The following is a 21,256-nucleotide window of genomic DNA, read 5'->3' as shown; positions in this document are numbered from 1 at the left end:
TGTGTGTGGATGCGCAGCATGCGAACGTCAGAACTTGCTGATCTGATCCGCCGTGAGCCCCAGGGTGGCCTCGGAGGCGAGGTAGGCCTGGTTTCGGGGGCGGGGTTTGTTGCAAAACACGCTGCCTGGGATGCCGTTGCCGCCGTTGTGAGGTCGGTTGAATCCACCTCCACTTCCGCTGCTTCGCGGGGCGGTGAGGCGTTCCCAGACGAGGCTCTGCCAGCCGTTGGCGATGGCGCAGGGGATGGCCTCCAGGGCGGTGGCGAGGCCGTGGCGGGCGCATTCGGCCAGGGTGTTGCGGGCGGCGAGGGCGGTCCACTGCTTCTGCGGATTCAGCCGTGCCAGGGCGGCGCGGTGGCAGCACCAGTCGGCCCAGAGGGTGCGGAATTCGGCGGTGTCCAGCGCCGCTGGCAGGGGTACTTCCTGGGCTAGGCGGAGGTTGTTTTCGGTTTCCTGGCGCCTTGCCGCCTGGGGGCGGCTCGTACGTGCGGGAGGAGGCACGGGTGTGAGGGCGGGTGTGGAGGATGGGGGAACGGGGGAAGGAGGAGAGGGAGGGAGAGAGGGGCAGGATGGCGCAGATTCCGGAAGTGTTTCAGGCGTTTCATTCCGCTGGGCAGTGTTGGATGATGTTTTACACTGTTCAGCAGCGCGGCTTTCCACAGCAGGTTCGGCCTGGGAAAGCAGGCGCTTGTTTTCGCGGTGCCTGCGCACACGATCGGTGGAGGTGGGGCGTGCGGCGAGGGGGCGGACGGAGAAGGCTCCCCTCCTGGAAACGCGGACTTCGCACCCATACTCGCAGGCCACCTGGGCGGCGACCTTCAGGAGGGCCGCAGGATCCAGATCAAAGGTCGTCATGGGAGAAACTAAGGGGTGCCTTTCCCGCGCGCAAGGGCGGACCGGGGGTGAAAGGCCTAAGTGCCAAAAAAAGTTTGGCCAACAATGCCCCAAAGTGGGAAATGATGTTTGGCGATGCAAACGTTTCGGGCGTTTCACGCGTTTCATCAGGCGATGAAGGCCAAGGGGCGAATGAGGCAGGGCAGGGGGCTTTTGCCAAACGAACCGGCTGGGGAGAAGGGTTACGCGGAGATGGGCTGGTCCGCCCGGATGCGGGTGGCGTGCAGGCCGGAGATGACGAAGGCGGCGGCGCAGAAGTAGAGGGCCTCGTGCCAGTCGCGGTTGGCATCCAGGTGCTTATTGATCAGGGCGATGAAGACCGGGGAGAGCGCCGCACCGATGTTGCCCCACATGTTGGCCCAGCCAAAGACCGGGGCCGTGTAGCGCCCGCCGAGGTCCTGCATCGTGGCCCAGACGGCGGGCAGCCCGGCATCGGTGAAAAAGGCGACCAGCCCCAGGGCCGGGACGAGCAGCCAGGGATTGGTGGTCTGGATGGCCAGGACAAACATGATGGCGGCCAGGAAACGGGTGCCTGCCAGGGGCAGGAGGCGGCCTCGCTTCAGCCCCAGCCGCCGCACGCAGGCATCCGCAAAGACACCGCCAAAGATCATGCCGCCCAGGCCGATGATGAGGGAGACAGTGGAGAGATTGCCACTGGCGGCATCGCTGAGTTTCAGCGTCTCCTTCAGGTAGCGGGGCATCCAGGTGGCCAGGAAGGCCCAGCCCACATTCGTCCAGAACTGCATGCCGCACATGAACCACAGGTTGCGGCTGCGCAGCATAGCGTGCCAAGGGAAGCGATAGGTCTGCGCGGCCCCGGCATCCACGGGGCGGCCCTCGGCCAGCAGGGCGCGTTCGGCCTCATTGCAGTGCGGGTGCTGCTCCGGGCTTTCGCGGTAGATGCGCCAGAAAGCCCAGGCAAAGAGCAGTCCGGCAGCCCCGTAGAGCCAGCCCGCCCAGCGCCAGTTCCCCAGCGCGGCGATGACCACCACGGTCAGGGCCGGGGCGGCGGCCCCCCCCAGGCGGCCCCCCAGGGAGACAATGCTGCTGGCCACGCCTCGGTTCCCCCACGCGGCCCATTTGCGCAGCAGGCTGCTGCTGGCCGGGTAGGCCCCCGCCTCCGCCAGGCCACAGCCCATGCGGGTGAACAGCAGGGACCACAGCCCCGTGGCAAAGCCGGTGAGGGCGGTGAAGGCGGACCACAGGACGATGAAGACCGTCATCAACGGGCGGATGCCAAAGCGGTCGCTCAGCCACCCAGCGGGCACCTGGCCCAGGGCGTAGGCCCAAAAAAAGGCGCTCAGCACCCAGGAAAGCTGCTCATCCGTCAGGGCAAATTCGGAGCGAAAAGTCGTCGTCTTGACGATTTCCGACATGCACATGCGGTCCAGATACATCAGGAACGCCGCCAGCGTGGTGACAGCGAGGATGGAGTGCCTGACCTTGGTGGGTGCTTCTGCCATCTATCCTTTACGGGCAAGGGCCGTGCCGCATTGCAAGGGACTATGCTGCCGAAAGTGCCCGCTTCTGGTATGCGAGTCTCTTTGGGTCGTAGCTGCCCGCGCCAGCGGGTGGTCTGAGGCGAGGGCTCTCACGCTATCGACACCCCCAAAACCCCACGTCCTGGCGGACGCGGCTACAATGTAGCTGCCCGCGCCAGCGGGTGGTCTGGGCGAGGGGGCTCACGCTTTCGAGACTCCCCAAACCCCACGTCCTGGCGGACGCGGCTACTGTAGCTGCCCGCGCCAGCGGGTGGTCTGGGGCGAGGGTTCACCCGCTATCGACACCCCCAAACCCCACGTCCTGGCGGACTCAGCTACTGTAGCTGCCCGCGCCAGCGGGTGGTCTGGTGCGAAGGCTCTCACGCTTTCGATGCTCCCTGGTCGCCCCCGGTTTCCTGCGAGAGATGCACCTGCCACTTGCGACGGTGGCAAAGCCGCCTACTCTGCGCGCCCCTATGGCCCAGCAGTTCAAGATTCTCATCGCCGGTAACAACGACCCCATTTCGAGCAAAGGCATCGATCTCCTCAAAGCGGAGCCGTCCTTTTCCGTCGAGGTGAACATGGACCTGAAGGCGGAAGACGCCATGGTGGAAGCCTCCCGCGATGCCCACGCGATCATCGTCCGCAGCGGTGCCAAAGTGACCGCCAAGGTGCTGGATGCCGCCCCCCTCCTGAAGGTGGTCGGTCGCGCCGGGGTGGGTGTGGATAACATCGACGTCCCCGTCGCCAGCAAGCGCGGCGTGGTGGTGATGAACACCCCAGGCGGCAACACCATTTCCACAGCCGAGCAGGCCTTCACCCTCATGATGGCCCTTTCCCGCAAGACGCCCCAGGCGCACGCGACCATCGTCAGCGGCAAGTGGGACCGCAAGAGCTTCCAGGGCACTGAAGTCTATGGCAAGACGCTCGTCGTCCTCGGCATGGGCCGCATCGGCGCAGAATTCGCCAAACGCGCCAAGGCCTTTGGCATGCGCGTGGTGGCCTATGACCCTTACCTTTCCAAAAACCGCGCCGAAAGCCTGGGCGTGGAGCTGTGTGAAGACCTGGATGCCGCCATCGTGCAGGCAGACTACATCACCATGCACATGCCGCTGACGCCGGAGACGAAGCACATGATCAATGCGAAGCGCCTGGCCTCGCTGAAGAAAAGCTGCCGCATCATCAACTGCGCCCGTGGCGGCCTGATCGACGACGCCGCGCTGGCTGCCGCCCTCACGGATGGCACCATCTCCGGAGCTGCGCTGGACGTCTTTGAGGTGGAGCCACCGCCTGCTGACTACCCGCTGCTGAAGGCCCCGAACACCGTCTTCACCCCCCACCTCGGTGCCTCCACCGAAGAGGCCCAGGAAAACGTCGGCATCGAGATCGCCGAAGTCATCAAGGCGCACCTGCTGCAGGGCACCGTCGTGAATGCCGTGAACATGCCCAACGTGGACCCGAAGACCCTGGCCGACCTGGGGCCGTTCCTGAAGTTTGGCGAGCTCCTCGGCCGCCTGCTTTCCCAATTCGCTCCTGCTCGCTCGAACGTCGTCAGCATCAGCTACAGCGGCAAAGTGGGGACCGGAGACACCACCCTCATTTCCCGTTCTGTGCTGAAAGGCTTCCTGGAGCGCGCCGTCGGTGCTGAGCAGGTGAACTACATCAACGCCAATGGCGTGGCGGAAGGCCTGGGCCTACGCACCACCGAAAGCCGCGTGCCGGATGCCAGCGAATTCACCGACCTCATCGAAGTCCAGGCCAGCAATGGCACGGAGACCGCCAGCATTGCTGGTACTTTCTTCGCCGGGGAGCCTCGCATCGTGAAGGTCAATGGCCGCCACATCGAAACCCGTCCGGAAGGCACCCTGCTGCTCATCGAAAACCAGGACCGCCCTGGCATGATCGCCGCCTACTCCACCATCCTGGGCAAGCACAAGATCAACATCGCCGACATGTCCCTGAGCCGGAACAAGGAAGGCGGCACCGCGCTGACCCTCCTGACCCTGGACTCTACCCCGAGCCAGACCGTCATCAGCGAGCTGGAGTCCATCGAAGGCATCAGCCGCGTGCATTGCGTGGTGGTCTGATCGACCGATTGATTCCCCATCAAGGCCGACGAGCAATCGTCGGCCTTTTTTATTGTTGGTTAGACCGCCTATCTTCCGAGGGACTAAGGCAGCCCGGTGATGGTAGCAGGGGGTGTCCGTTCGGCCTTCCAGGCGGCGTATTTGCGGCGCCACTCTTCCAGTTGCTGCGCATCGGCGAGGGGGGAGGCCGCCTTGGCGGCACGTTCCCAGAACTTGATGAAGCTGCCAAAGATGAGCTCCTCCTTTTCTCGGGCACGGCCTACGGTGGGTGCGTTGAACCAGTCGGCAGCGGCGGTTTGATACTCCTTCAGGGCTTCCTTGAATTCGCTGCGGGAGGTCAGCAGATCGCCCAGGCGGCGGTGCAATTCCAGCACACGCCAGCGCTCTGCGTGGGTGCGGTTGACGGCGGCGATGCCATCGCGCACGGCCTGTTCAGATTCGGCGTAGCGTTCACTCATGCGCAGGGTTTCGCTGAGGGTGATCCAGGCATCGGCCAGCAGGGACTCATGTCCGGCGGCCTGGGCGAGGGCCAGGGCGCGGCGGGCGGCGGCTTCGCCCCCAGGGCAACCGGGGCATTTGCAGGCTAAGGTGGCGTGGCTGATGAGGGCGTGGATGAGCTGGGGATGGGAGCTGCCCTGCGTCCTTTCCACAATGGCGACGCGCTCTGCCGAGGCGGCCAGAGCCTCGTCGTAGTGCTCCCGCAGACGACTGGTGGTGGCCAGGGCGTGCAGGGTGTTGGTGCGCTGGCTGGCGTGTGCCTCGTCCTCCGGCAGCAGGGCCAGGGCGCGGTGCAGGACGGTGGCGGCCTCTTCATCCTTGTTCGCGGCCCTGAGGATGTCTGCATATTCTTGCAGCCAGGTGGCGACTTGGGCCGGTTTGTTTGGGTTCTGCTGCTGGAGGGCCAGGGTCATGGCCTTCAGGGCTTGCTCATGCCGCCCCAGGCGGGAAAGGGCACGGGCCAGCTCCTTGCGGGCGTAATTGGCCATCCAGCGGTGGGCGGGTTCCGGGTGGGTCTGGTAGCCCTGCATGGCCTGCTCCAGAAAGACCACGGCGGCGGCATTTTGATTGCTGGAAATGCTGCGCCAACCCAGGGTGTAGAGGGCATCCAGCGTGGTTTTGGCCTGGGGGCCGTCGGTTTCTTTCAGAAGTTCCCAATGGCGGCGATACCAGGGCAGGGCACGGGCGGGCTCTTGCAGGGTGGTGTAGAGTTCGGCGAGCTGCTTGGCCAGCGGGGCGGCGGTCTTCGGCAAAGTGGCAAACCGGGGCATCCCAGCGGCCACCTCATCGGCCAGATTGCGCAGGATCTGGGTGTTCATGCCCGCCTCCACATGCTTGCGAGCACCGCCCAGCAGATCGCTGAGCTGGCTGCTCACTTGCTGGGCCAGGTGGGCTTCGTTCATGGCGCTGGCCTTTTGGCGGGCAGCCTCCTGGCGTTGCATTTCGGCCAGGTCCAGCGCCCACCAGGTGGTGGCCACCCCGGCGCTGAGGGCGCCGAAAACGGCGGCGGTGCTGAGGGCGGCGTGACGGTGGCGGACGATCCATTTTTTCACCCGGTAGGTGGTGCTGGGTGGCCCGGCCAGCACGGGCTCCTGCCGGAGGTGGCGCTGCAATTCCTCGGCCAGGGCGATGGCGGTGGGGTAGCGCTGCTCGCGGTCCTTTTGCAGGGCGCGAAGGAGGATCCAGTCCAACTCACCACACAGTTCGCGGGCCAGCCTCTGCGCTTGGGGGGCCCGGTGCAGGAGGCGGCGACTGGGCAGCTCGGTCTCCGTGTGGCGCACGCGCTGCAGGAGGTCCGAAAGGGAGGTGTGCTTTTCTTCGCCCTCCGTCACCGGGGTGCTGCCGGTGAGGAGCTCATACAGCAGCACGCCCAGGGCATACACATCGCTGCGGGTATCCACATCCTGCCCGGTCAGCCCGGCCTGTTCTGGGCTCATGTAGCGCGGGGTGCCCAGCACCATGCCGCGCACAGTGACATCCGGCCCAGCATCCAGATCCCCGGCCAGGGCCTTGGCGATGCCAAAATCGATGACCTTCACCACCGGTTTGCCGTTCACCTCGGTCACCATGACATTGGAGGGTTTCAGGTCGCGGTGGAGGATGCCTTTGTGATGCGCGTGCTGCACGGCCAGGCAGGCTTGCAAAAAGATCTCCACCCGCCCTTTCACGGGGATCTGGTGCTCGGCACACCATTGGGTGATGGGCTGCCCGGAGACGATCTCCATGACAAAGTAGGGGCGTCCATCGGCCAGCTCGCCCGCGTCAAAAATCGCGGCGATGTTTGGGTGCTCCAGCCGCGCCAGCACCTGGCACTCGCGGTTGAATCGCGTCACCACCGGCCCGGTGACCAGCCCTGCGCCGATGATTTTCACCGCCACCTCCCGCTGCACAGGCTGCGTCTGCTCCGCCCGCCAGACATGGCCGGTGCCGCCTACGCCGAGGATGGACTTCAGCACGTAACGCCCGCCGATGACCATTCCGGGCGCATCCTGCGGCAGCAGGTCGGCCTCCTCATCCACACCCAGCGCCACATCAAAGTAGCCGGCGGAAGGCTGGAGTCTGGGGTTCTGGGGACGCGGGTCAGACATGGGGTAAAGATGCGCGGATGAAGGACCTCATCTTGCAAAGGCCCCTGCTTTCGCTCCAATCATAAACGCAGACCGCCGCCCTATGAACGTTTTTTTCACCTGCCTGGCCCGTCTGGCCGCTGTCGGCTGCCTCCTGCTGGCCGGGTGTGGGGGGAGGCCGCCGACCCAGCTCCACGGGGCCACCATGGGCAGCACCTGGAGCCTACAGATCGCCGATCCCATCCCCGAGGCCCGTGCCCAGGAGATCGCCGTCCTCATCCGCCAGGAGCTTCAGCGGCTGGAAAACGAACTCTCCCACTGGCAGCCGGATTCAGACCTCAGCCGCTGGAACCAAAATCCCGGCACCGACTGGCAAGCGGTGCCCGCCTCCCTGGCGGAGACGGTGGCCCTGGCCCGGCGCATCTCCCTGGAAACCGACGGGGCGCTGGATGTCACCGTGGCCCCGCTGGTGGCCCTGTGGGGCTTCACTCGTCACACGCCCCTGGCCGCCCTGCCCACCGAGGCCGAAATCCGCGAGGCCCTGAGCCACACCGGCTGGGACAAGCTTGAGGTGCAGACGCAGCCGCCGCAGCTCAAAAAGCACCAGCCGCAGGTGCAGGTGAATGTCGCCGCTGTGACCGAGGGGTATGCGATGGACCGCCTACGCACCTTGCTCCAAGGCCGGGGGCTGGAAAACTTCCTCCTCGAAGTCGGCGGCGAGGTTTTGGCCCAGGGGCATGCACCCGATGGGCAGCCCTGGCGGGTGGGTGTGCAGGCCCCTGATGGCGAAAGGGGCGAAAGCCTGGAAACCCTGCCGCTGAAGGACACCTGCATCGCCACCAGTGGCAGCTACCGGCACCGGTTTGAAAGGGATGGGCGCAGCTACAGCCACCTCCTGGATCCCCGCACCGGGCAGCCCATCGCGCACCGGCTGGTCTCCGTCTCTGTCATCCATCCCAGTTGCTCCCTGGCGGATGGTTATGCCACGGCCCTCATGGTCCTGGGCCCGGAAAGGGGCCGCGCCGTGGCGCAAAGGCTGGGCCTGCGAGTGATCTGGCTGGAGGAGCCGTAAAAGGAAATCCGTCTTCGCGTTCGCCAGGGACGGTGCTAGGCGTATGCTCTACCTCCATGCCATTGATTGACTCTCTCGAATCCCGTTTCGGCCGCTTCGCCATCCCGGGCATCATCCAGGCCATCGCCATCCTGCAGCTCGTTTCGCTGGTGATTTCCATGTTCCTGTCCAAGGAGGCCCTGCTGCCCTATGTGGAAATGCTGAGTCTGCGGCCGGAACTCGTGCTGGAAGGCCAGGTATGGCGCCTGTTCACCTACGCCTTCATTCCCAGTCGCGAGCCCCTCTTTGCCCTCATCGGTGCCCTGTTCATGATGTGGGTGGGCCGTGGCCTCGACGAGGCCTGGGGGGCCTTCCGGGTGAATCTGTACGTCATCGGCGGCATGGTGTCCCTCTCCCTCGGGGCGATGATTTTCCCCTACGAGGCAGGCTCCATCTGGCTCTACTTCGCCGCCCTCTTTGCCTTTGCCTCCATCTACCCGAATGAGGAGATCCTGTTGTTTTTTGTCATCCCGGTGAAAATCAAGTGGGTGGCCCTCTTTGCCGCCGCCTCTCTGCTGCTCTCGGCCATCGGCGCTCCGGGGCTGTTCATCCCCATCTTCTTTGCCCTGCTGAACTACGCCATCGCCTTTGGCCCCAGCTTCATCCGGGGCCGCTTCCATTCGGCCAAGGTGGCCAGCCGCCGCGCCCAGTTTGAGCAGGCCGCTACCTCCGGCGCCGCCTTTTTCCACCAGTGCAAGGTCTGCGGCAAGACCGAGGTGGACGATCCCACCCTGAACTTCCGCGTGAACGATGCCGGCGACGAAATTTGCTCGTCATGCCGAAAGTTAGGCTGACCCCAAGGCCGCTCTTGCCAATCCGGTAGCCAGGTGGCACCTTACCCGCCCACCATGCGCTGTCCTAAATGTGGTAGCTCCCAAGACAAGGTCATTGACTCACGCGAGGCACGCGAGGGCCATTCCATCCGCCGTCGGCGTGAGTGCATGAAGTGCAATTACCGCTTCACCACCTACGAGATCGTGGAGCGCGAGGAACTGCGCGTGGTGAAACGCAACGGCGCACGCCAGAGCTTCGACCGCGAAAAGCTGATGTCCGGCCTGCGCAAAGCCTGCGAAAAACGCCCCGTGAAGATGGAGCAGCTCGAGCAATTGGTGGACGACATCGCCAATGAGCTGGAAGAGGAAGGCTACCGCGAGATCCCTTCCACCGTCATCGGGGCCAAGGTCATGCGCCGCCTGGAGGCCATCGACCACGTGGCCTATGTCCGTTACGCCTCCGTTTACCGCCAGTTCGAGGACGTGGGCGAGTTTATCGACGAGATCAAATCCCTGGGCACCCGGCGCGTGCGCGATACCACCCAGGAAGAGCTTTTCCACTGACCGGCCCGGGCCTCCGCGCCCGCTCTGCCAGCAGCTTTGGCCCTCCTTTTTCCCATGTCTGAAAAAACCATCTTCCAAAAGATTGTGGATCGCGAGATCCCTGCGCCGCTGGTCTATGAGGACGACCTCGTCGCCGCCTTCAACGACATCGCCCCGCAGGCCCCCATCCACATCCTCATCGTGCCGAAAAAGCTCATTCCCCGCGTGGGCGAGGCCACGGCCGAAGATCAGGCCACCCTGGGCGCGCTGCTGCTGGCCGCCGGGAAAATCGCCGACAAACTCGGCATCAAGGACCGCAGCCAGGGCTTCCGCCTGGTGATCAATCATGGCCAGGATGCTGGTGAAACGGTGCCCCACCTCCATGTTCACCTGCTGGCCGGTCGCGACCTCGCCTGGCCTCCCGGCTGAAGATTCCCGCGAAAAACTTTTTCCGTAGGCGCAACTTTCGCCCCGGAGCGATGTTTTAGCCGACGTCAACTTTATGGAACCGCTCACCCCCAACGACCCACTGTGGAAAGTGCTTGGCCAGGCCAAGCCGGTCGAGCCGCGTCCCAATTTCACGCAAAACGTCGTCCGTCTCGCCCGCCAGACCCCGCAGGAGCGTGGCTGGTTGGCCGGGCTGAAAGCTTGGTGGCAGGAGCAGGGCAGCGCCCGCGCAGGCCTCACCTGGGCTGCCGCCGCCGCCGTGGTGCTCGCCACCGCCAGCCTTTTCCATCAGCCTGCGGATACCGCGCCTCAGATGGCCCAGGCCCCTGCGACGGTCACCGAAGCTGCCGCTGCGGAAACCGACTTCCCCTTGGTCCCTGAATTCGAAACCGAGTGGAAAAACCTCGAGCAGGTTGGCGATCTCCTCGCTGTCCACGACACCTCGCTGCTCACCGATTCCGAGATCAATCTCCTGCTCTACTGAGCCGCCTCAGAAGCGCAGGCTGGAGGTATTGTTCGGAGAAGCATCGTTGGTTAGACTCAGGCCTTCTCCCCACACTGTCGCCGGGGTATTAAGCGTCCTGGATCACCACGTTCTTCGGTTTCAGCAGACGGTACAACAACAGGCTGGTGGCGATGATGGCCAGGGCGATGATGGGCGCGGTGCGTCCGCCCCCACCGCCCGTGGTGAAGGCCGATTGCAGCCGCACAAAGATGAGGGCCGCGCAGACGAAGGCCCCAAGGGCTGGGATGAAGATGGGGATCTCAAAGCCGCCCTTCTCCTCGCCGGGGCGCAGTTTCAGCACCACCAGAGAGATGTTCACCACCGTGAAAACCGTCAACAGTAGCAGAACGGTGGCTTCGGCGAGCTGCTTCACTCCCCCGCTGAGAATGAGCGCACTGACGATGAAGAACAGCACCGCAATCGCCACATGAGGGGAGCGGCGCACGGGGTGCACGCGGGAAAGCAGCGCGGGCAGCAGGCCCTGCTTGCTCATGCCATACAGCAGGCGCGAGCCCATGATGTAATTCAGCAGGGCCGTATTGCCGATGGCGAAGATGGTGATGGCCACATACACGCCGTCAATGCCATGAAACCACGGAGCCGCGCGGTGGGCCACCTCCATCAGCGGCGTATTGCTGGCCGCCAGTTCTCGCCAAGGCACCACCGAGACCGCCGTGATGGCCACGGCCATGTAGATCAGCGTCGCCAGGATCATCGCCCCCACGAGGCCGAAGGGCACATTGCGGCGCGGGTTTTTCACCTCCTCGCTGACGTTGAGAATGTCCTCAAACCCGATGAACGAATAAAAGGTGAGCACGGCCCCCTGCATGACCAGCGCCAGCGTGATGCCTGAGCCGGACCCACCTGCGGCCACGGTGTCATTCGCCGTTTCAAAGTAGTCCACCCCACCCCAGTAGCGGGCCCCGACAGCAATGATGAAGATCAACCCGGAAGCCTCCACCACGGTGCAGACGATGTTGGCCCACATGCTCTCCCGCAGGCCGCGATAAATGATGCAGCCGATGAGAAAGACCAGGGCGATGGCCACGAGTTTGATCGGCAGTTCCATGTTCAGCGCCTTGGCCAGATTTTCCGCGATGGCCTGGGAGCCTGTGGCCATGCTGGTGAGGCCGCTCATCATCACGGCGATGCCGACCACGTAGCTGAGCCACGGTTTGCGCAGCGAGCGCTGGGTCACATACGCCGCCCCGCCCGCCCGCGCATAGCGGCTGCCCACGCAGGCATAAGAAAGGCCGGTGAGCAGGGCGGCCAGCATGGCCATCAAAAACGCCAGCCACACCGCATTGCCCAGCGTCTCCGCCGCGCGACCGATCAGGGCATAGATGCCCGCACCGAGCATGGAGCCGAGGCCGTAAAAGAGAATCTGCCAGCCGCCGATGGTCTGTTTCAGCTCGGTGTGGTGCGATGAATCGGGGGTCTCTTCTGCCATACCCACCTGGGTAGCGGATTCCGGCCCAAGGGGGAAGGGGAAAAGCAGGCCCGGCGGCCAGTCGGCGGCGTCATTCAGCAAAAAGACCCCTTCAGCACACAAAAAGGATGAGGGGTGACGTTAAGCCCCTGGAAACCTGCCCTCTCATGGAAGCCGCCACCACCGCCTGGAAACACTGCTTCGACCAAGTCGCGCCGAAGCTGCTGCTCTACGCTGTCCAGCTCTGCCCTTCCCGGGCCGATGCGGAGGACGTGGTGCAGATGGCCTTTGTGCGCTGGTGGCGCCGGTTTCCGGAGGGTGATGCCGAGCACATCCCCCTGCTGTATGCCGCCGTGCGCACCATCGCCCTGGATCAGCGCCGCAGCGACACCCGCCGGGCGAAGCGCGAGTCCGCCTCCGAGGTGGCCCTGCCCATGGGCGATGCGCCCGTCTTTGACACCAGCCCGGAACAGCGCGAGACCGCCGCCATCGTCCAGGAGGCCCTGCAAACCCTGCCTGAAGACCAGCGCGAAGTCGTCTCCCTGAAGCTCTGGGGCGGCCTCACCTTTGCCGAGATCGCCCAGACCACAGGGGAATCCATCAACACCGTCTCCGGCCGCTACCGCTATGCCCTCCAGGCCCTGCAAAAACGCCTGGCCCCCCGGCGAGAAGAGCTGGTGATCCAGCCCGCCGCTCCTCAAATCTCCAATGTCTTCCCCTTTAACCCCACCCAGGAGGCCCTGACATGAACGAACATGACCTAGAATCCCTGCTCTCCGGCCTGCAGCCGCGCGGCCCCTCCGCCGCACTCACCCGCCAGGTGGAGCATGAACTGGAACTCGACCACCAATGGATGCACACGCCCCCGAAAACCCGGCGGCAGACGTGGTTTACCCCCGTCCTGTGGTCCTCGCTCGGCGCGGCCGCCGCCGTGCTGGTGATGAGCAGCCTGCCCGGTACCGGGGCCTCGCCCGCCCAGCCTTCTTACGCCGTCGTTTCATCCCCCACGGTGATGCCCGTGAGCACCATCCGCGAAGTCGTGGGCGCTGAAAATGAGGGCATCCAATACAACGCCGATTCCCTCCTGCCGGAGCAGCACGTGAAGCTCGTCTCCCTAGAGCGCCATGCCTGGATTGACCCCCGCGACGGCGCCCACATCACCGTGGAAAGGCCGCGCGAAGACAGCGTGGTGCTGCCCGTCTCCTTTCAATAATTCCCAAAAACTCAAAACCCACCCCCACCATGAAACCTACCTACGCCGCCCTCACCGCCATGGCCGGACTGCTGGCCCTGCTGAATGCGCCGCTGCATGCCCAGGCCCCGTCCTCCCCAGCACCGCCACCTGCGCCGGAATCCGCCCCTCCAGCCCCGAAAGCACCCGAGGAGGCTCCGCCCTCCCGCCGCCCCTCCCCGCCTGAGCCAGGACGCGGGCGGGGTGCCCCCATGGCGGAGGAGAAGCCCACCCCCTTCATCGGCGTTCTGACCGGCAATGTGCCGCGCGAGCTGCGCTCCCACTTCGGCCTGGCGGAGGGCTTCGGCCTACTCGTCGAAGAAGTGATGCCTGAAACCCCGGCCAAAACTGCAGGCCTGAAGGTGGATGACATCCTCATCCGCTTTGAGGATCAAAAGCTCGTCAACATGGAGCAATTACAGACCCTCGTGCGCAGCAAAAAGAAGGGCGATGCCGTGCCCCTCACTGTCATCTCCGGCGGTGTGGAAAAACAGGTCACCGTCACTGTGGACGAGCGCCTGATGCCCACCCGCCGCGATGAACCCCGGCGTGGAGACGGATTCTTCCCCTCCTTCGGCGGCAGCTTCTTTGGCGGCGAACGTGGCAGCCCGGAAATGATGAGCGAAATGCGCGAGTCCATGGAGCGTTACCAGAACCAGATGCGCGAATACCAGGAGCGCATGCGGGAATGGAGCCATGAAGGCGGCCAGGGAAATCGCCCTCAGCCACCGGCCTGGAACGGCCCCGGCCGCCGGGATTCGGATCGCCGCGATGGCGGCAACTCCTCACGGGATGGCGAACGCGGGACCCGTGGCCGCAGCGATGGCGACCGCCACACGGAGGTGCATGAACGCCGCGAAACCGCCAATGTGACCCGCAGCGATGACAGCGGCATCTACAGCCTGCGCCGCGACCGAGACCGCACCGTCTTCACCGCCAAGCCGAAGGACGGGCAGGAGCAGAGCTGGACCATCAGCAATGCGGAAGAGCGCCGCAGCATCCCGGAACCCCTCCAGGAAAAACTGCGTCTTCTGGAAGAAATCCAGGGCAACGATAAAGGTCCGGACGGCCCACGCGGCCCCGATTCCCGCAGCAGCACACCGCGCCCCGGAGGCGATGGACCTCGCCCCGACGGAGATATCTGAGCCCTTCAAATAAGCAAGGTCACTACTTTTGCATGGAGCCTAGACCACGGTCCCGGCTCCATGTGAATTTCTGTGCAAGACTGTTTGCTCCAATCAGCCCTTTGATGCGTAACTCTCACGCATCTCAAGCTGCCCTATGGATTCCTCAAGCCAGTCACATTGCTCCTTTCCCCTGCCGGACACCATGCCGGTCATGGTGCTGGGGGACTGTTACCTCTTCCCTGGCTGCCTCCTGCCGCTCTTTATTTTTGAGGAGAGATACCGCCTCATGTTGGCCCACGCGCTGAAGACAGATCGCATGTTTTGCATCGGCACCCGGGTGAAAAATGACAGCGGTGGTTACGATCTCCTGCCCGTCAGCACCGCCGGACTCATCCGTGCCTGCAAGAAGCAGGAGGACGGCACTTCCCATGTCATGCTCCAGGGGGTGCGCCGCATCCAGCTCAATAGTTGGCAGCAGGAAAAGCCCTTTGTCATTGCCAATGTCCAGCCTCTGGAAACCATCATCGAGACAGAATCCGCTTATATCAACGAGCTAAAGGATCGCTCCCTGGATCTCCTCCCCGATGCTGCCTCCTGCGCTGGCGACTCCATGCGCAACCTGCGCGCCGCCTTGCATAAAATCGAGTGCCCGGAACTCGTCTGCGACATCCTCTCCTACCACTTCGTCCGCCGCAGCACCACCCAGCGCAGCCTGCTGATGGAGCCCTGCCTGGAAAAACGCTACGACATCCTGCTCTCCGAGCTGGAGCGTGTGCAGGAAGATGCCTGAGCGGAAAGTATGCTGACATGGCGGCCAAGAAGTAGCCCGCACAGTCCCTGTGCGGAGAGCAGCCTCGAAGCCCAGCCAAGATTCCCTTTTTCAAGCACCCAAGATCGGGCAAGGCGGCATCCTCGACTTCACGGGTTCGATCATCTTCCCGCTATCGGCATTGATACCGCTGAGATGGATGACCCTGGTAGCCCGCACAGTCCCTGTGCGGAGAGCAACCTCGAAGCCCAGCCAAGATTCCCTTTTCCAAGCACCCAAGATCGGGCAAGGCTGCATCATCGCCTTCACGGGTTCGATCATCTTCCCGCTATCGGCATTGCTTTCCGCACAGGGGACTGTGCGGGCTACTTTGAGAGGGAAGACACTGAAGGGCTTTGGGGCCATATCATGCCTGAGCCAGATAGTTTGGCCAAGCTCGCGAGCTGACAAATGATACCGACCTGACGAGGTAAGAGGTCGAGTTCGACAGGCAAAAATCACCTCGATTCTTCACTCCAGCCCTTTCGCTTCGCATCTCAGAGAGAAAAGGGGAGACGTCTTTTGGTTTTCAATACAGCAGACCAACCGACGGTCCCTCTCCCTCAGGGAGAGGCTAGGTGAGGGGCGGGTGGTAGCGATTCCACCAAATTAAACTTCAGGTTGGAATGACACTTGCCCTCCAAGTCCATCCGGCCCGCGTTTCAGTAGCCATCGCTCGCTCGTTCGGGCTCAGGCGCGTCCTGTTACCGGCGTGCGGCGGCCATCATCACGGAAGAAGGATTCCATGCGTTGGCGCAAGTCGGCATAGAAGGTCGCGGCCATCTCTTCCAGCATCTCGGCCTTGCCTGCCACACCACCGGTGGCCATGCGTTCGCGCTCCAGGCGCACCTTTTCCTGAAACGCCTGCTCCAGGTCCATGAGGTGCTCCAGGAAAGCCTTCGCGGCCCGGCTACGGTCCACCCCTTCAATAAGAGCACGTTCCAGCGGGCGGTTTTGGGTGATGTGCAAAAACGGGCTCTCCACCAGTTGTTTCATGTAGCGGTCAAAGCTCTTCAGGAAGGCCATGCGCTCGCGGTCATACTTCACCTCGTCGCAGTCCACCAGAGAGTCATAAGGCCCTGCCTTGGAGAAAAACTTCACCACCAGGGGAATCGTGTCCACCAGCATGAACAGCGCGGAAAGGACCATGTAAGCGATGAAGGCAAAGCGCCCGCCTTCGGCCCCGTTTTCAAACAGGTTATGCAGCGCCAGCGTCTGCGTCAGGATGTCGCGACGCGGCTCGGCACGAATGCCGGCAATGCGGGCCTCCTCATCCTTGGCCAATTGGGCGATCTCCAGATGCAGGGCATTGAGCTGGCCTAACAAAGTATCAATCTGCGCCTTCAGCGTCTCGCGTATGGAGTTCTGCTGGCCCACAAAGGCATCCGCCTGCTGCTGCTGCACCTGCTGGCGCAGGCCGGCAATGCGGTTCTCCTCGGCCTTCAGCTTCGCGGCCTCTTCAGTCGCCTTGGCATCCAGCGCCGCATTCACGCCGTCTTCCGCCGCCTTGATCTCCGCCACCAGGGCCACGCGGTTTTTCGTCAGCGTGTCCAGCAGGCCGCTCAGTCGCGCGGACTCCGCCCGCCGCCAGGTGAGCTGGTCTTCCTGGATGCTCTTGGCGCGCGGTCCCAGGCCCACGATGCCGCTGCGCTGGCCATTGACCTCACGCTCGAAATCCGTCTGCCACTGGTTCAGCTCGGCGGCGATCTTTTGGTAGTCCGTGCTCAGCTTGGCCATCTCTGTGTCCAGAGCTTCCAGGCGCAGTTTGCCGGGGGCCACAGCCTCGGCGATTTTGGCATCACGTTCGGCCTTGGCCTTCTTCTCGTCGTCCGTCAGCGGCTTCTCCACTGGCTTGCCATTTTCATCGAGAAAGGCTGCCGTGAAGCTCGCATTCCAGGCCTCGCGCTGTTTGACGATCTGTTCTTCCAGCGGCTTCACACGTGCCTCGACGAGCGCCTTCTGATCGGCGGCCTGCTTGCGTGCCGCCTCGATCTCCTGCTGCCGTTCCTTTTCCACCACGGAGGTAATGGTGTCCCGAAAGAGCAGAAGCGTCAGTGGATGCGAAATGGTGATGCCCATGAGCGCCGCCACCACGATGCGCAGGCTGAACTGAGCCAGCTTGCGGAAGATGTTCTGATACGCGCGATAGGTGGCCAGCAGGGCGCGGTCAACCGTCAGGATGATGAACGCCCAGACCAGCGACACCGCCACGATGACGAACCAATTGTTTGTCAACGTGGACAGCGCATAGGCGCAGGCGATGGTGGCAAAGGTGCATGGCACCAGCACCGTGGCCCCAAATGCCACATACTTTCGTCGCTCCCAGGCCGGGCAGGTATCGAGGTGGTCGGAGGAGGCTCCAGAGAGCCAGAAGAAGACACGTTCCAGACGGTCAAGAAAAGACATGGGAAAAGGGGCGGTTGCCCAGACGAGAAAGTGCGGGCAAACCACCCGAAGTCAAATGCAGCTACAAGGCAGCCCAAAGCCCCCGTAGCCGCGTCCGCCAGGACGTGGGGTTTTGGAGTGTCGAAAGCGTGAGAATCCTCGCCCCAGACCACCCGCTGGCGCGGGCAGCTACGATGTAGCCGCGTCCGCAAGGACGTGGGGTTTGGGGGCGTCGATAGCGTGAGAACCCTCGCCCAGACCACCCGCTGGCGCGGGCAGCTACAATGTAGCCGCGTCCGCCAGGACGTGGGGTTTGGGGGTGTCGATAGCGGGAGAATCCTCGCCCAGACCACCCGCTGGCGCGGGCAGCTACAGTAGCTGCGTCCGCCAGGACGTGGGGGTTTGGGAATGTCGAAAGCGTGAAAGCCCTCGCCCAAACCACCCGCTGGCGCGGGCAGCTACGCGGTCGCTTTTTCCTCCGGCATCACGGTGACGATGTGGGCCTGGGTGCGGCCAAAGTAGGTCTTGGCCACGCGGCGGATGTCCTTGTCCGTGAGGGCAGCCACGCGGTCCGGCAACTGGCGGAAATGCTCGTAGCCCAGGCCGTTCAGCTCGCTCCAGCCATAGGCATCGGCCAGGCTGGCATTGCCTTGCTGGGCGCGCAGCCAGCCGGATCTCCAGGTCGTTTTGGAACGCTGGATTTCTTCCTGGGTCAGTCCGTTCTTGGTCAGATCGGCGATCTGCACCAGGATTTCCTGCTGGGCCAGCGCCGCTTTTTCCGGGCTGGTGCCCACATAGAAATAGAAGGCCCCTGCTCCTAGGGCGGAGAAGTGCTGGGCACCCACGTAGTAGGCCAGGCCCAATTCTTCGCGGATGCGGTTGAAAAGGCGGCTGCCCATATCGCTGCAGGCTTCGTCAATGAGTGACAGCGCCAGGCTGTCGGCATGGTGCAGACCCACGGTGCGGAAGCCGATGACGATGATCGCCTGCTCCTTGTCCATGCGCAGTTCATGCTGGCCGGGTTTGACCTTGGTCTCCGTGCTGTGCTCGCTTCGCGCCTCGTAATGGCGACTGCCTTTTTTCAGCTTGCCCAGTGTTTTCTCCACCAGCTTGCGCACGTCTGCCGCCTTCACATCGCCCTGGATGGAAACGACGCCATTGCCGCCGGTGAGGGAGCGGGAAAGCATGTCGCGGCAGGTCTCCACCGTCAGCGCCTTCACCGATTCTTCCGTCCCCAAGGCTGTGCGGGCAAAGGGGGTGCCGGCAAAGATCTCTTTGCGTGCATGGCGCATGGCCACCGTCAGCGGATCTTCCTTCTCTTCCTGGATGGAGGCGATCTGGCGCTTCTGCACTTCCTTGAGCTGGGCGGCGGGCAGGGTGGCGTTTTGGAGGAGATCCGCGATCAGGTTCAGGCCGCAGGCCTCATCCCCGCGCATGACATCCGCGCCGATGAGGTAGCGGTGGGCATCCGCTGTGCATTGCAGGGAGCCACCCAGATTTTCCAGTTCGGCGGCGATCTCAGCCACTTTCCGGGTCTTGGTTCCCTTCAGCAAAAGGGCGGCGGAAACTTGGGTCGCCCCGCCATTGGCGGCAGTCTCCGCTGGTACACCTGCGAGGAAGCTGGTGCGGATCGAGACGAGCGGCAGGCGCGGATTTTCCCCCACCAGCAGCGTCAGCCCATTGGGCAGCACGAAGCGCTGCAGGCCGCCTTTTTCAGAAGCCTGGCTGCTGCTGCTGGAAACAGCCTCCACATCCGGACCCACGATGGCCACGCTGGAAGAAACCGCCGTCAGGTATTGCCGGGCGATGTCGCGCACGGCAGCGGGGGTGAGGGCACGGATGCTGGCCAGGTAATGCTGCGCCTGGTCCAGGCTGCCTGTGGCCAGCCAACTGCCGGCGAGCGAGGCCGCCTGCCCCTTGGTGCTGGCCAACGTGCGCACTTGTCCGCCGATGGTCGCGCGGACGGCCTTGGCCAGTTCCGCTGCCGAAGGGCCCTTGGCTTGGAAGGTGGCGATGACTTCCAGCATGGCCTTCTGGCAGGCGTCGGCATCCTTGGGATCGCACTCAGCCTCGACATTGAACAGCCCGCACTCTTGGGCACCCCAGGCCCCGGCCCAGATCCAGTGGGCCACGCTGCGTTTCTCACGCAGTTCCTGGTAAAGGCGCGAGCTACGGCCAGAGCCGAGCAGAAAAGCCAGCACATCCAGCGCGGCCTTGTCCGGGTGGCTTTCGCCCGGGATCTGCCAGCCCAGGGCCACGCGAGTGAGCTCGGTGTCAAAGTTCTTCCGCCCTTCGCGGCGGCCACGTTGCGGGGCCTCCTGCGGCAGCAGTACGGGCTCATACGGGCGGCGTGCCCAGTCGCCTAACAAACGTTGCACAGCGGCAAAGGTCTCCTCAGCATTCACCGCGCCCGCGATGACGACGAAACAATTGTTAGGCACGTAATGACGGCTGACGAAGCCCGCCACATCGTCCCGGCTGACTTGGTCAAACACCGCGCGGTGGCCGATGATGGGGTGCTTCAGCGGATGCTGGCGGAAGGCCGTGCTCTGCACCAGGTGCTGCACCACGGAGCCCGCATCGTCATTGTCCATGGCCATCTCGCGGCGGATCACGTCCTGCTCCTTTTCCAGTTCGCCCGCATCGATCTTCGAATGGCGCACCATGTCCGCCAGGATTTCCAGGTAACCTTCCGTGTGCTCCGCCAGGCCATCGATCCAGTACACCGTGCGGTTGAAGGTGGTGTAGGCATTCACATAGCCGCCCAGTTCCTGGATGCCCTGAGAGATCTGGGAGGCGCTTCTTTTCCAGGTGCCTTTAAAGAGCATGTGCTCCACACAGTGGGCCAGGCCGGCACCCGTCCACTTTTCCTCATGCAGGCTGCCTGCCTTGACCCAGATCTGCACGCTGACCAGCGGGTGGTCGTGGTCTTCCCGCACGATCACGTCCAACCCGTTGTCCAGCGTCCGCACTTCGGCATTCAGGGCAGGGACGGTCAGCGCGGCTCCTCCACGGGCGGCCGGGGCAGGGGATTTGCGGACTGGGGCGGAGCGGGAACGGCGGGTAGGCATGGGTGGAAAGAGGCCATAGTGGCGCGGGCGGCCCCGCTGGCAAGGCGGCTTGTCAAAAGTGACTCTGGGGGGGAGCGGGCGTGTCCCCTGCGACCAGCTTTTTAGACCGCTGGTTCAACGAAAGGCTGGCAAGACCGTTCTCATCCTGATTCGCGATTTGAATCCTGAATTGCACTTTCAGCGGCAAACCGACCCATCTCTGCCGCCGCTACCACCCACCATGTCCCACCACCTAGCCACCATTCGCTGGACCCGCAGCGGTCCGGATTTTCTTGAGCGATGCTATTCGCGCGAACACATCTGGGCCTTCGATGGCGGTGCCGTCGTCCCGGCCTCCCCATCTCCCTGCCTTGTGCCCGCCCCCTGGTCCAATGCGGCCAGCGTGGATCCAGAGGAGGCCTTCGTCGCCTCCGTCTCCAGTTGTCACATGCTGTGGTTCCTGCATGCTGCGGTGGATGCCGGCTTCATCGCCGACAGTTATGAGGACGAGGCAGCGGGGGTGATGACCAAAAATGATGCTGGTATCCCCTGGGTCAGCCGCATCACCATTCGGCCTCGGGTGACCTGGAGCGGCGAAGTGCTGCCCACCCCTGCCCAGGTCCAGCACCTGCATCATGAGGCTCACCGCCGCTGCTTTATCGCCGCCTCCATCCGCAGCGAAGTCATCATTGAACCGCATCCCGTTTCATAACCTGGAAGATTTGCCCCCGGTATTTTCGTGGAAAAAGAATCTCTGGATCCTCTTTTTGTGAGAAGTGGATCTGAAAATAAAGGATTGATCAATCAGTCTTTTGCCCGCT

At 63.7% G+C, this 21,256-nt stretch carries 17 protein-coding genes; 11 read left to right on the top strand and 6 right to left on the bottom strand.

Annotated elements, in window-relative coordinates; genetic code table 11:
* Positions 1 to 27: 27 nt before the first annotated feature.
* Both ABEB25_RS09050 and ABEB25_RS09045 read right to left on the bottom strand, forming a co-directional pair.
* The gene (locus ABEB25_RS09050) at positions 28 to 855 is read right to left on the bottom strand and encodes a hypothetical protein (protein ID WP_345736063.1); all 828 of its coding nucleotides are present in this window, start codon (positions 853 to 855) and stop codon (positions 28 to 30) included.
* Between the two features lie 221 nt (positions 856 to 1,076).
* Positions 1,077 to 2,357, bottom strand: coding sequence for an MFS transporter (locus ABEB25_RS09045; RefSeq protein WP_345736062.1), 1,281 nt, complete (start codon positions 2,355 to 2,357; stop codon positions 1,077 to 1,079).
* Between the two features lie 443 nt (positions 2,358 to 2,800).
* Between ABEB25_RS09045 and serA the strand changes: the two genes are divergently transcribed.
* Entirely contained in the window at positions 2,801 to 4,462 is a 1,662-nt protein-coding gene (gene serA / locus ABEB25_RS09040; RefSeq protein WP_345736061.1) for a phosphoglycerate dehydrogenase, read from the top strand.
* 83 nt (positions 4,463 to 4,545) lie between these two features.
* Here serA and ABEB25_RS09035 read toward each other — a convergent pair whose 3' ends face one another.
* Positions 4,546 to 7,047: a protein kinase domain-containing protein gene (locus tag ABEB25_RS09035; protein WP_345736060.1), complete on the bottom strand. Its 2,502-nt coding sequence runs from the start codon at positions 7,045 to 7,047 to the stop codon at positions 4,546 to 4,548.
* Between the two features lie 82 nt (positions 7,048 to 7,129).
* On the opposite strand from ABEB25_RS09035, the gene ABEB25_RS09030 reads away from it, so the two are divergent.
* From ABEB25_RS09030 to ABEB25_RS09010, 5 genes are all read left to right on the top strand, one after another.
* Positions 7,130 to 8,098 (top strand): FAD:protein FMN transferase, encoded by a 969-nt coding sequence (locus ABEB25_RS09030; RefSeq protein ID WP_345736059.1) that lies wholly within the window; start codon positions 7,130 to 7,132, stop codon positions 8,096 to 8,098.
* A gap of 56 nt (positions 8,099 to 8,154) precedes the next feature.
* Positions 8,155 to 8,931: a hypothetical protein gene (locus ABEB25_RS09025; protein ID WP_345736058.1), complete on the top strand. Its 777-nt coding sequence runs from the start codon at positions 8,155 to 8,157 to the stop codon at positions 8,929 to 8,931.
* Positions 8,932 to 8,985: 54 nt separating this feature from the next.
* Entirely contained in the window at positions 8,986 to 9,474 is a 489-nt protein-coding gene (nrdR, locus tag ABEB25_RS09020) for a transcriptional regulator NrdR (RefSeq protein WP_345736057.1), read from the top strand.
* 54 nt (positions 9,475 to 9,528) lie between these two features.
* Positions 9,529 to 9,882, top strand: coding sequence for an HIT domain-containing protein (locus tag ABEB25_RS09015; protein ID WP_345736056.1), 354 nt, complete (start codon positions 9,529 to 9,531; stop codon positions 9,880 to 9,882).
* Between the two features lie 73 nt (positions 9,883 to 9,955).
* Positions 9,956 to 10,384: a hypothetical protein gene (locus ABEB25_RS09010; protein WP_345736055.1), complete on the top strand. Its 429-nt coding sequence runs from the start codon at positions 9,956 to 9,958 to the stop codon at positions 10,382 to 10,384.
* Positions 10,385 to 10,472: 88 nt separating this feature from the next.
* Here ABEB25_RS09010 and ABEB25_RS09005 read toward each other — a convergent pair whose 3' ends face one another.
* Entirely contained in the window at positions 10,473 to 11,936 is a 1,464-nt protein-coding gene (locus ABEB25_RS09005) for an APC family permease (RefSeq protein WP_345736054.1), read from the bottom strand.
* 65 nt (positions 11,937 to 12,001) lie between these two features.
* Here ABEB25_RS09005 and ABEB25_RS09000 point away from each other — a divergent pair, with 65 nt between their 5' ends.
* The 4 genes from ABEB25_RS09000 (at position 12,002) to ABEB25_RS08985 (ending at position 14,982) form a co-directional block, all read left to right on the top strand.
* Positions 12,002 to 12,583 carry an RNA polymerase sigma factor gene (locus ABEB25_RS09000; protein ID WP_345736053.1) on the top strand — a complete coding sequence of 194 codons (582 nt, stop codon included), beginning with the start codon at positions 12,002 to 12,004 and terminating at the stop codon, positions 12,581 to 12,583.
* Positions 12,580 to 13,047 (top strand): hypothetical protein, encoded by a 468-nt coding sequence (locus ABEB25_RS08995; protein WP_345736052.1) that lies wholly within the window; start codon positions 12,580 to 12,582, stop codon positions 13,045 to 13,047. The genes ABEB25_RS09000 and ABEB25_RS08995 overlap by 4 nt, the downstream gene beginning before the upstream one ends.
* Before the next feature lie 29 nt (positions 13,048 to 13,076).
* Positions 13,077 to 14,210 (top strand): S1C family serine protease, encoded by a 1,134-nt coding sequence (locus tag ABEB25_RS08990; RefSeq protein ID WP_345736051.1) that lies wholly within the window; start codon positions 13,077 to 13,079, stop codon positions 14,208 to 14,210.
* A gap of 136 nt (positions 14,211 to 14,346) precedes the next feature.
* Positions 14,347 to 14,982, top strand: coding sequence for an LON peptidase substrate-binding domain-containing protein (locus ABEB25_RS08985; RefSeq protein ID WP_345736050.1), 636 nt, complete (start codon positions 14,347 to 14,349; stop codon positions 14,980 to 14,982).
* A gap of 708 nt (positions 14,983 to 15,690) precedes the next feature.
* Here ABEB25_RS08985 and ABEB25_RS08980 read toward each other — a convergent pair.
* Complete coding sequence (locus ABEB25_RS08980; protein ID WP_345736049.1) at positions 15,691 to 17,406, bottom strand: DUF4407 domain-containing protein; 1,716 nt, start codon at positions 17,404 to 17,406, stop codon at positions 15,691 to 15,693.
* Positions 17,407 to 17,843: 437 nt separating this feature from the next.
* Positions 17,844 to 20,456 (bottom strand): M16 family metallopeptidase, encoded by a 2,613-nt coding sequence (locus ABEB25_RS08975; RefSeq protein WP_345736048.1) that lies wholly within the window; start codon positions 20,454 to 20,456, stop codon positions 17,844 to 17,846.
* A gap of 220 nt (positions 20,457 to 20,676) precedes the next feature.
* On the opposite strand from ABEB25_RS08975, the gene ABEB25_RS08970 reads away from it, so the two are divergent.
* Positions 20,677 to 21,147: an OsmC family protein gene (locus ABEB25_RS08970; protein WP_345736047.1), complete on the top strand. Its 471-nt coding sequence runs from the start codon at positions 20,677 to 20,679 to the stop codon at positions 21,145 to 21,147.
* Positions 21,148 to 21,256: the final 109 nt, after the last annotated feature.

The sequence above is a fragment of the Prosthecobacter algae genome (genome assembly GCF_039542385.1).
GTDB lineage: Bacteria > Verrucomicrobiota > Verrucomicrobiia > Verrucomicrobiales > Verrucomicrobiaceae > Prosthecobacter > Prosthecobacter algae.
This window is presented reverse-complemented; position numbering and strand designations above follow the sequence as displayed.

What these genes read in the sequence shown, in the direction of transcription:
- ABEB25_RS09050 (WP_345736063.1), bottom strand. Translation starts at nt 855, where the DNA reads ATGACGACCTTTGATCTGGATCCTGCGGCCCTCCTGAAGGTCGCCGCC.
- ABEB25_RS09045 (WP_345736062.1), bottom strand. Translation starts at nt 2,357, where the DNA reads ATGGCAGAAGCACCCACCAAGGTCAGGCACTCCATCCTCGCTGTCACC.
- serA (WP_345736061.1), top strand. Translation starts at nt 2,801, where the DNA reads ATGCACCTGCCACTTGCGACGGTGGCAAAGCCGCCTACTCTGCGCGCC.
- ABEB25_RS09035 (WP_345736060.1), bottom strand. Translation starts at nt 7,047, where the DNA reads ATGTCTGACCCGCGTCCCCAGAACCCCAGACTCCAGCCTTCCGCCGGC.
- ABEB25_RS09030 (WP_345736059.1), top strand. Translation starts at nt 7,130, where the DNA reads ATGAACGTTTTTTTCACCTGCCTGGCCCGTCTGGCCGCTGTCGGCTGC.
- ABEB25_RS09025 (WP_345736058.1), top strand. Translation starts at nt 8,155, where the DNA reads ATGCCATTGATTGACTCTCTCGAATCCCGTTTCGGCCGCTTCGCCATC.
- nrdR (WP_345736057.1), top strand. Translation starts at nt 8,986, where the DNA reads ATGCGCTGTCCTAAATGTGGTAGCTCCCAAGACAAGGTCATTGACTCA.
- ABEB25_RS09015 (WP_345736056.1), top strand. Translation starts at nt 9,529, where the DNA reads ATGTCTGAAAAAACCATCTTCCAAAAGATTGTGGATCGCGAGATCCCT.
- ABEB25_RS09010 (WP_345736055.1), top strand. Translation starts at nt 9,956, where the DNA reads ATGGAACCGCTCACCCCCAACGACCCACTGTGGAAAGTGCTTGGCCAG.
- ABEB25_RS09000 (WP_345736053.1), top strand. Translation starts at nt 12,002, where the DNA reads ATGGAAGCCGCCACCACCGCCTGGAAACACTGCTTCGACCAAGTCGCG.
- ABEB25_RS08995 (WP_345736052.1), top strand. Translation starts at nt 12,580, where the DNA reads ATGAACGAACATGACCTAGAATCCCTGCTCTCCGGCCTGCAGCCGCGC.
- ABEB25_RS08990 (WP_345736051.1), top strand. Translation starts at nt 13,077, where the DNA reads ATGAAACCTACCTACGCCGCCCTCACCGCCATGGCCGGACTGCTGGCC.
- ABEB25_RS08985 (WP_345736050.1), top strand. Translation starts at nt 14,347, where the DNA reads ATGGATTCCTCAAGCCAGTCACATTGCTCCTTTCCCCTGCCGGACACC.
- ABEB25_RS08980 (WP_345736049.1), bottom strand. Translation starts at nt 17,406, where the DNA reads ATGTCTTTTCTTGACCGTCTGGAACGTGTCTTCTTCTGGCTCTCTGGA.
- ABEB25_RS08975 (WP_345736048.1), bottom strand. Translation starts at nt 20,456, where the DNA reads ATGCCTACCCGCCGTTCCCGCTCCGCCCCAGTCCGCAAATCCCCTGCC.
- ABEB25_RS08970 (WP_345736047.1), top strand. Translation starts at nt 20,677, where the DNA reads ATGTCCCACCACCTAGCCACCATTCGCTGGACCCGCAGCGGTCCGGAT.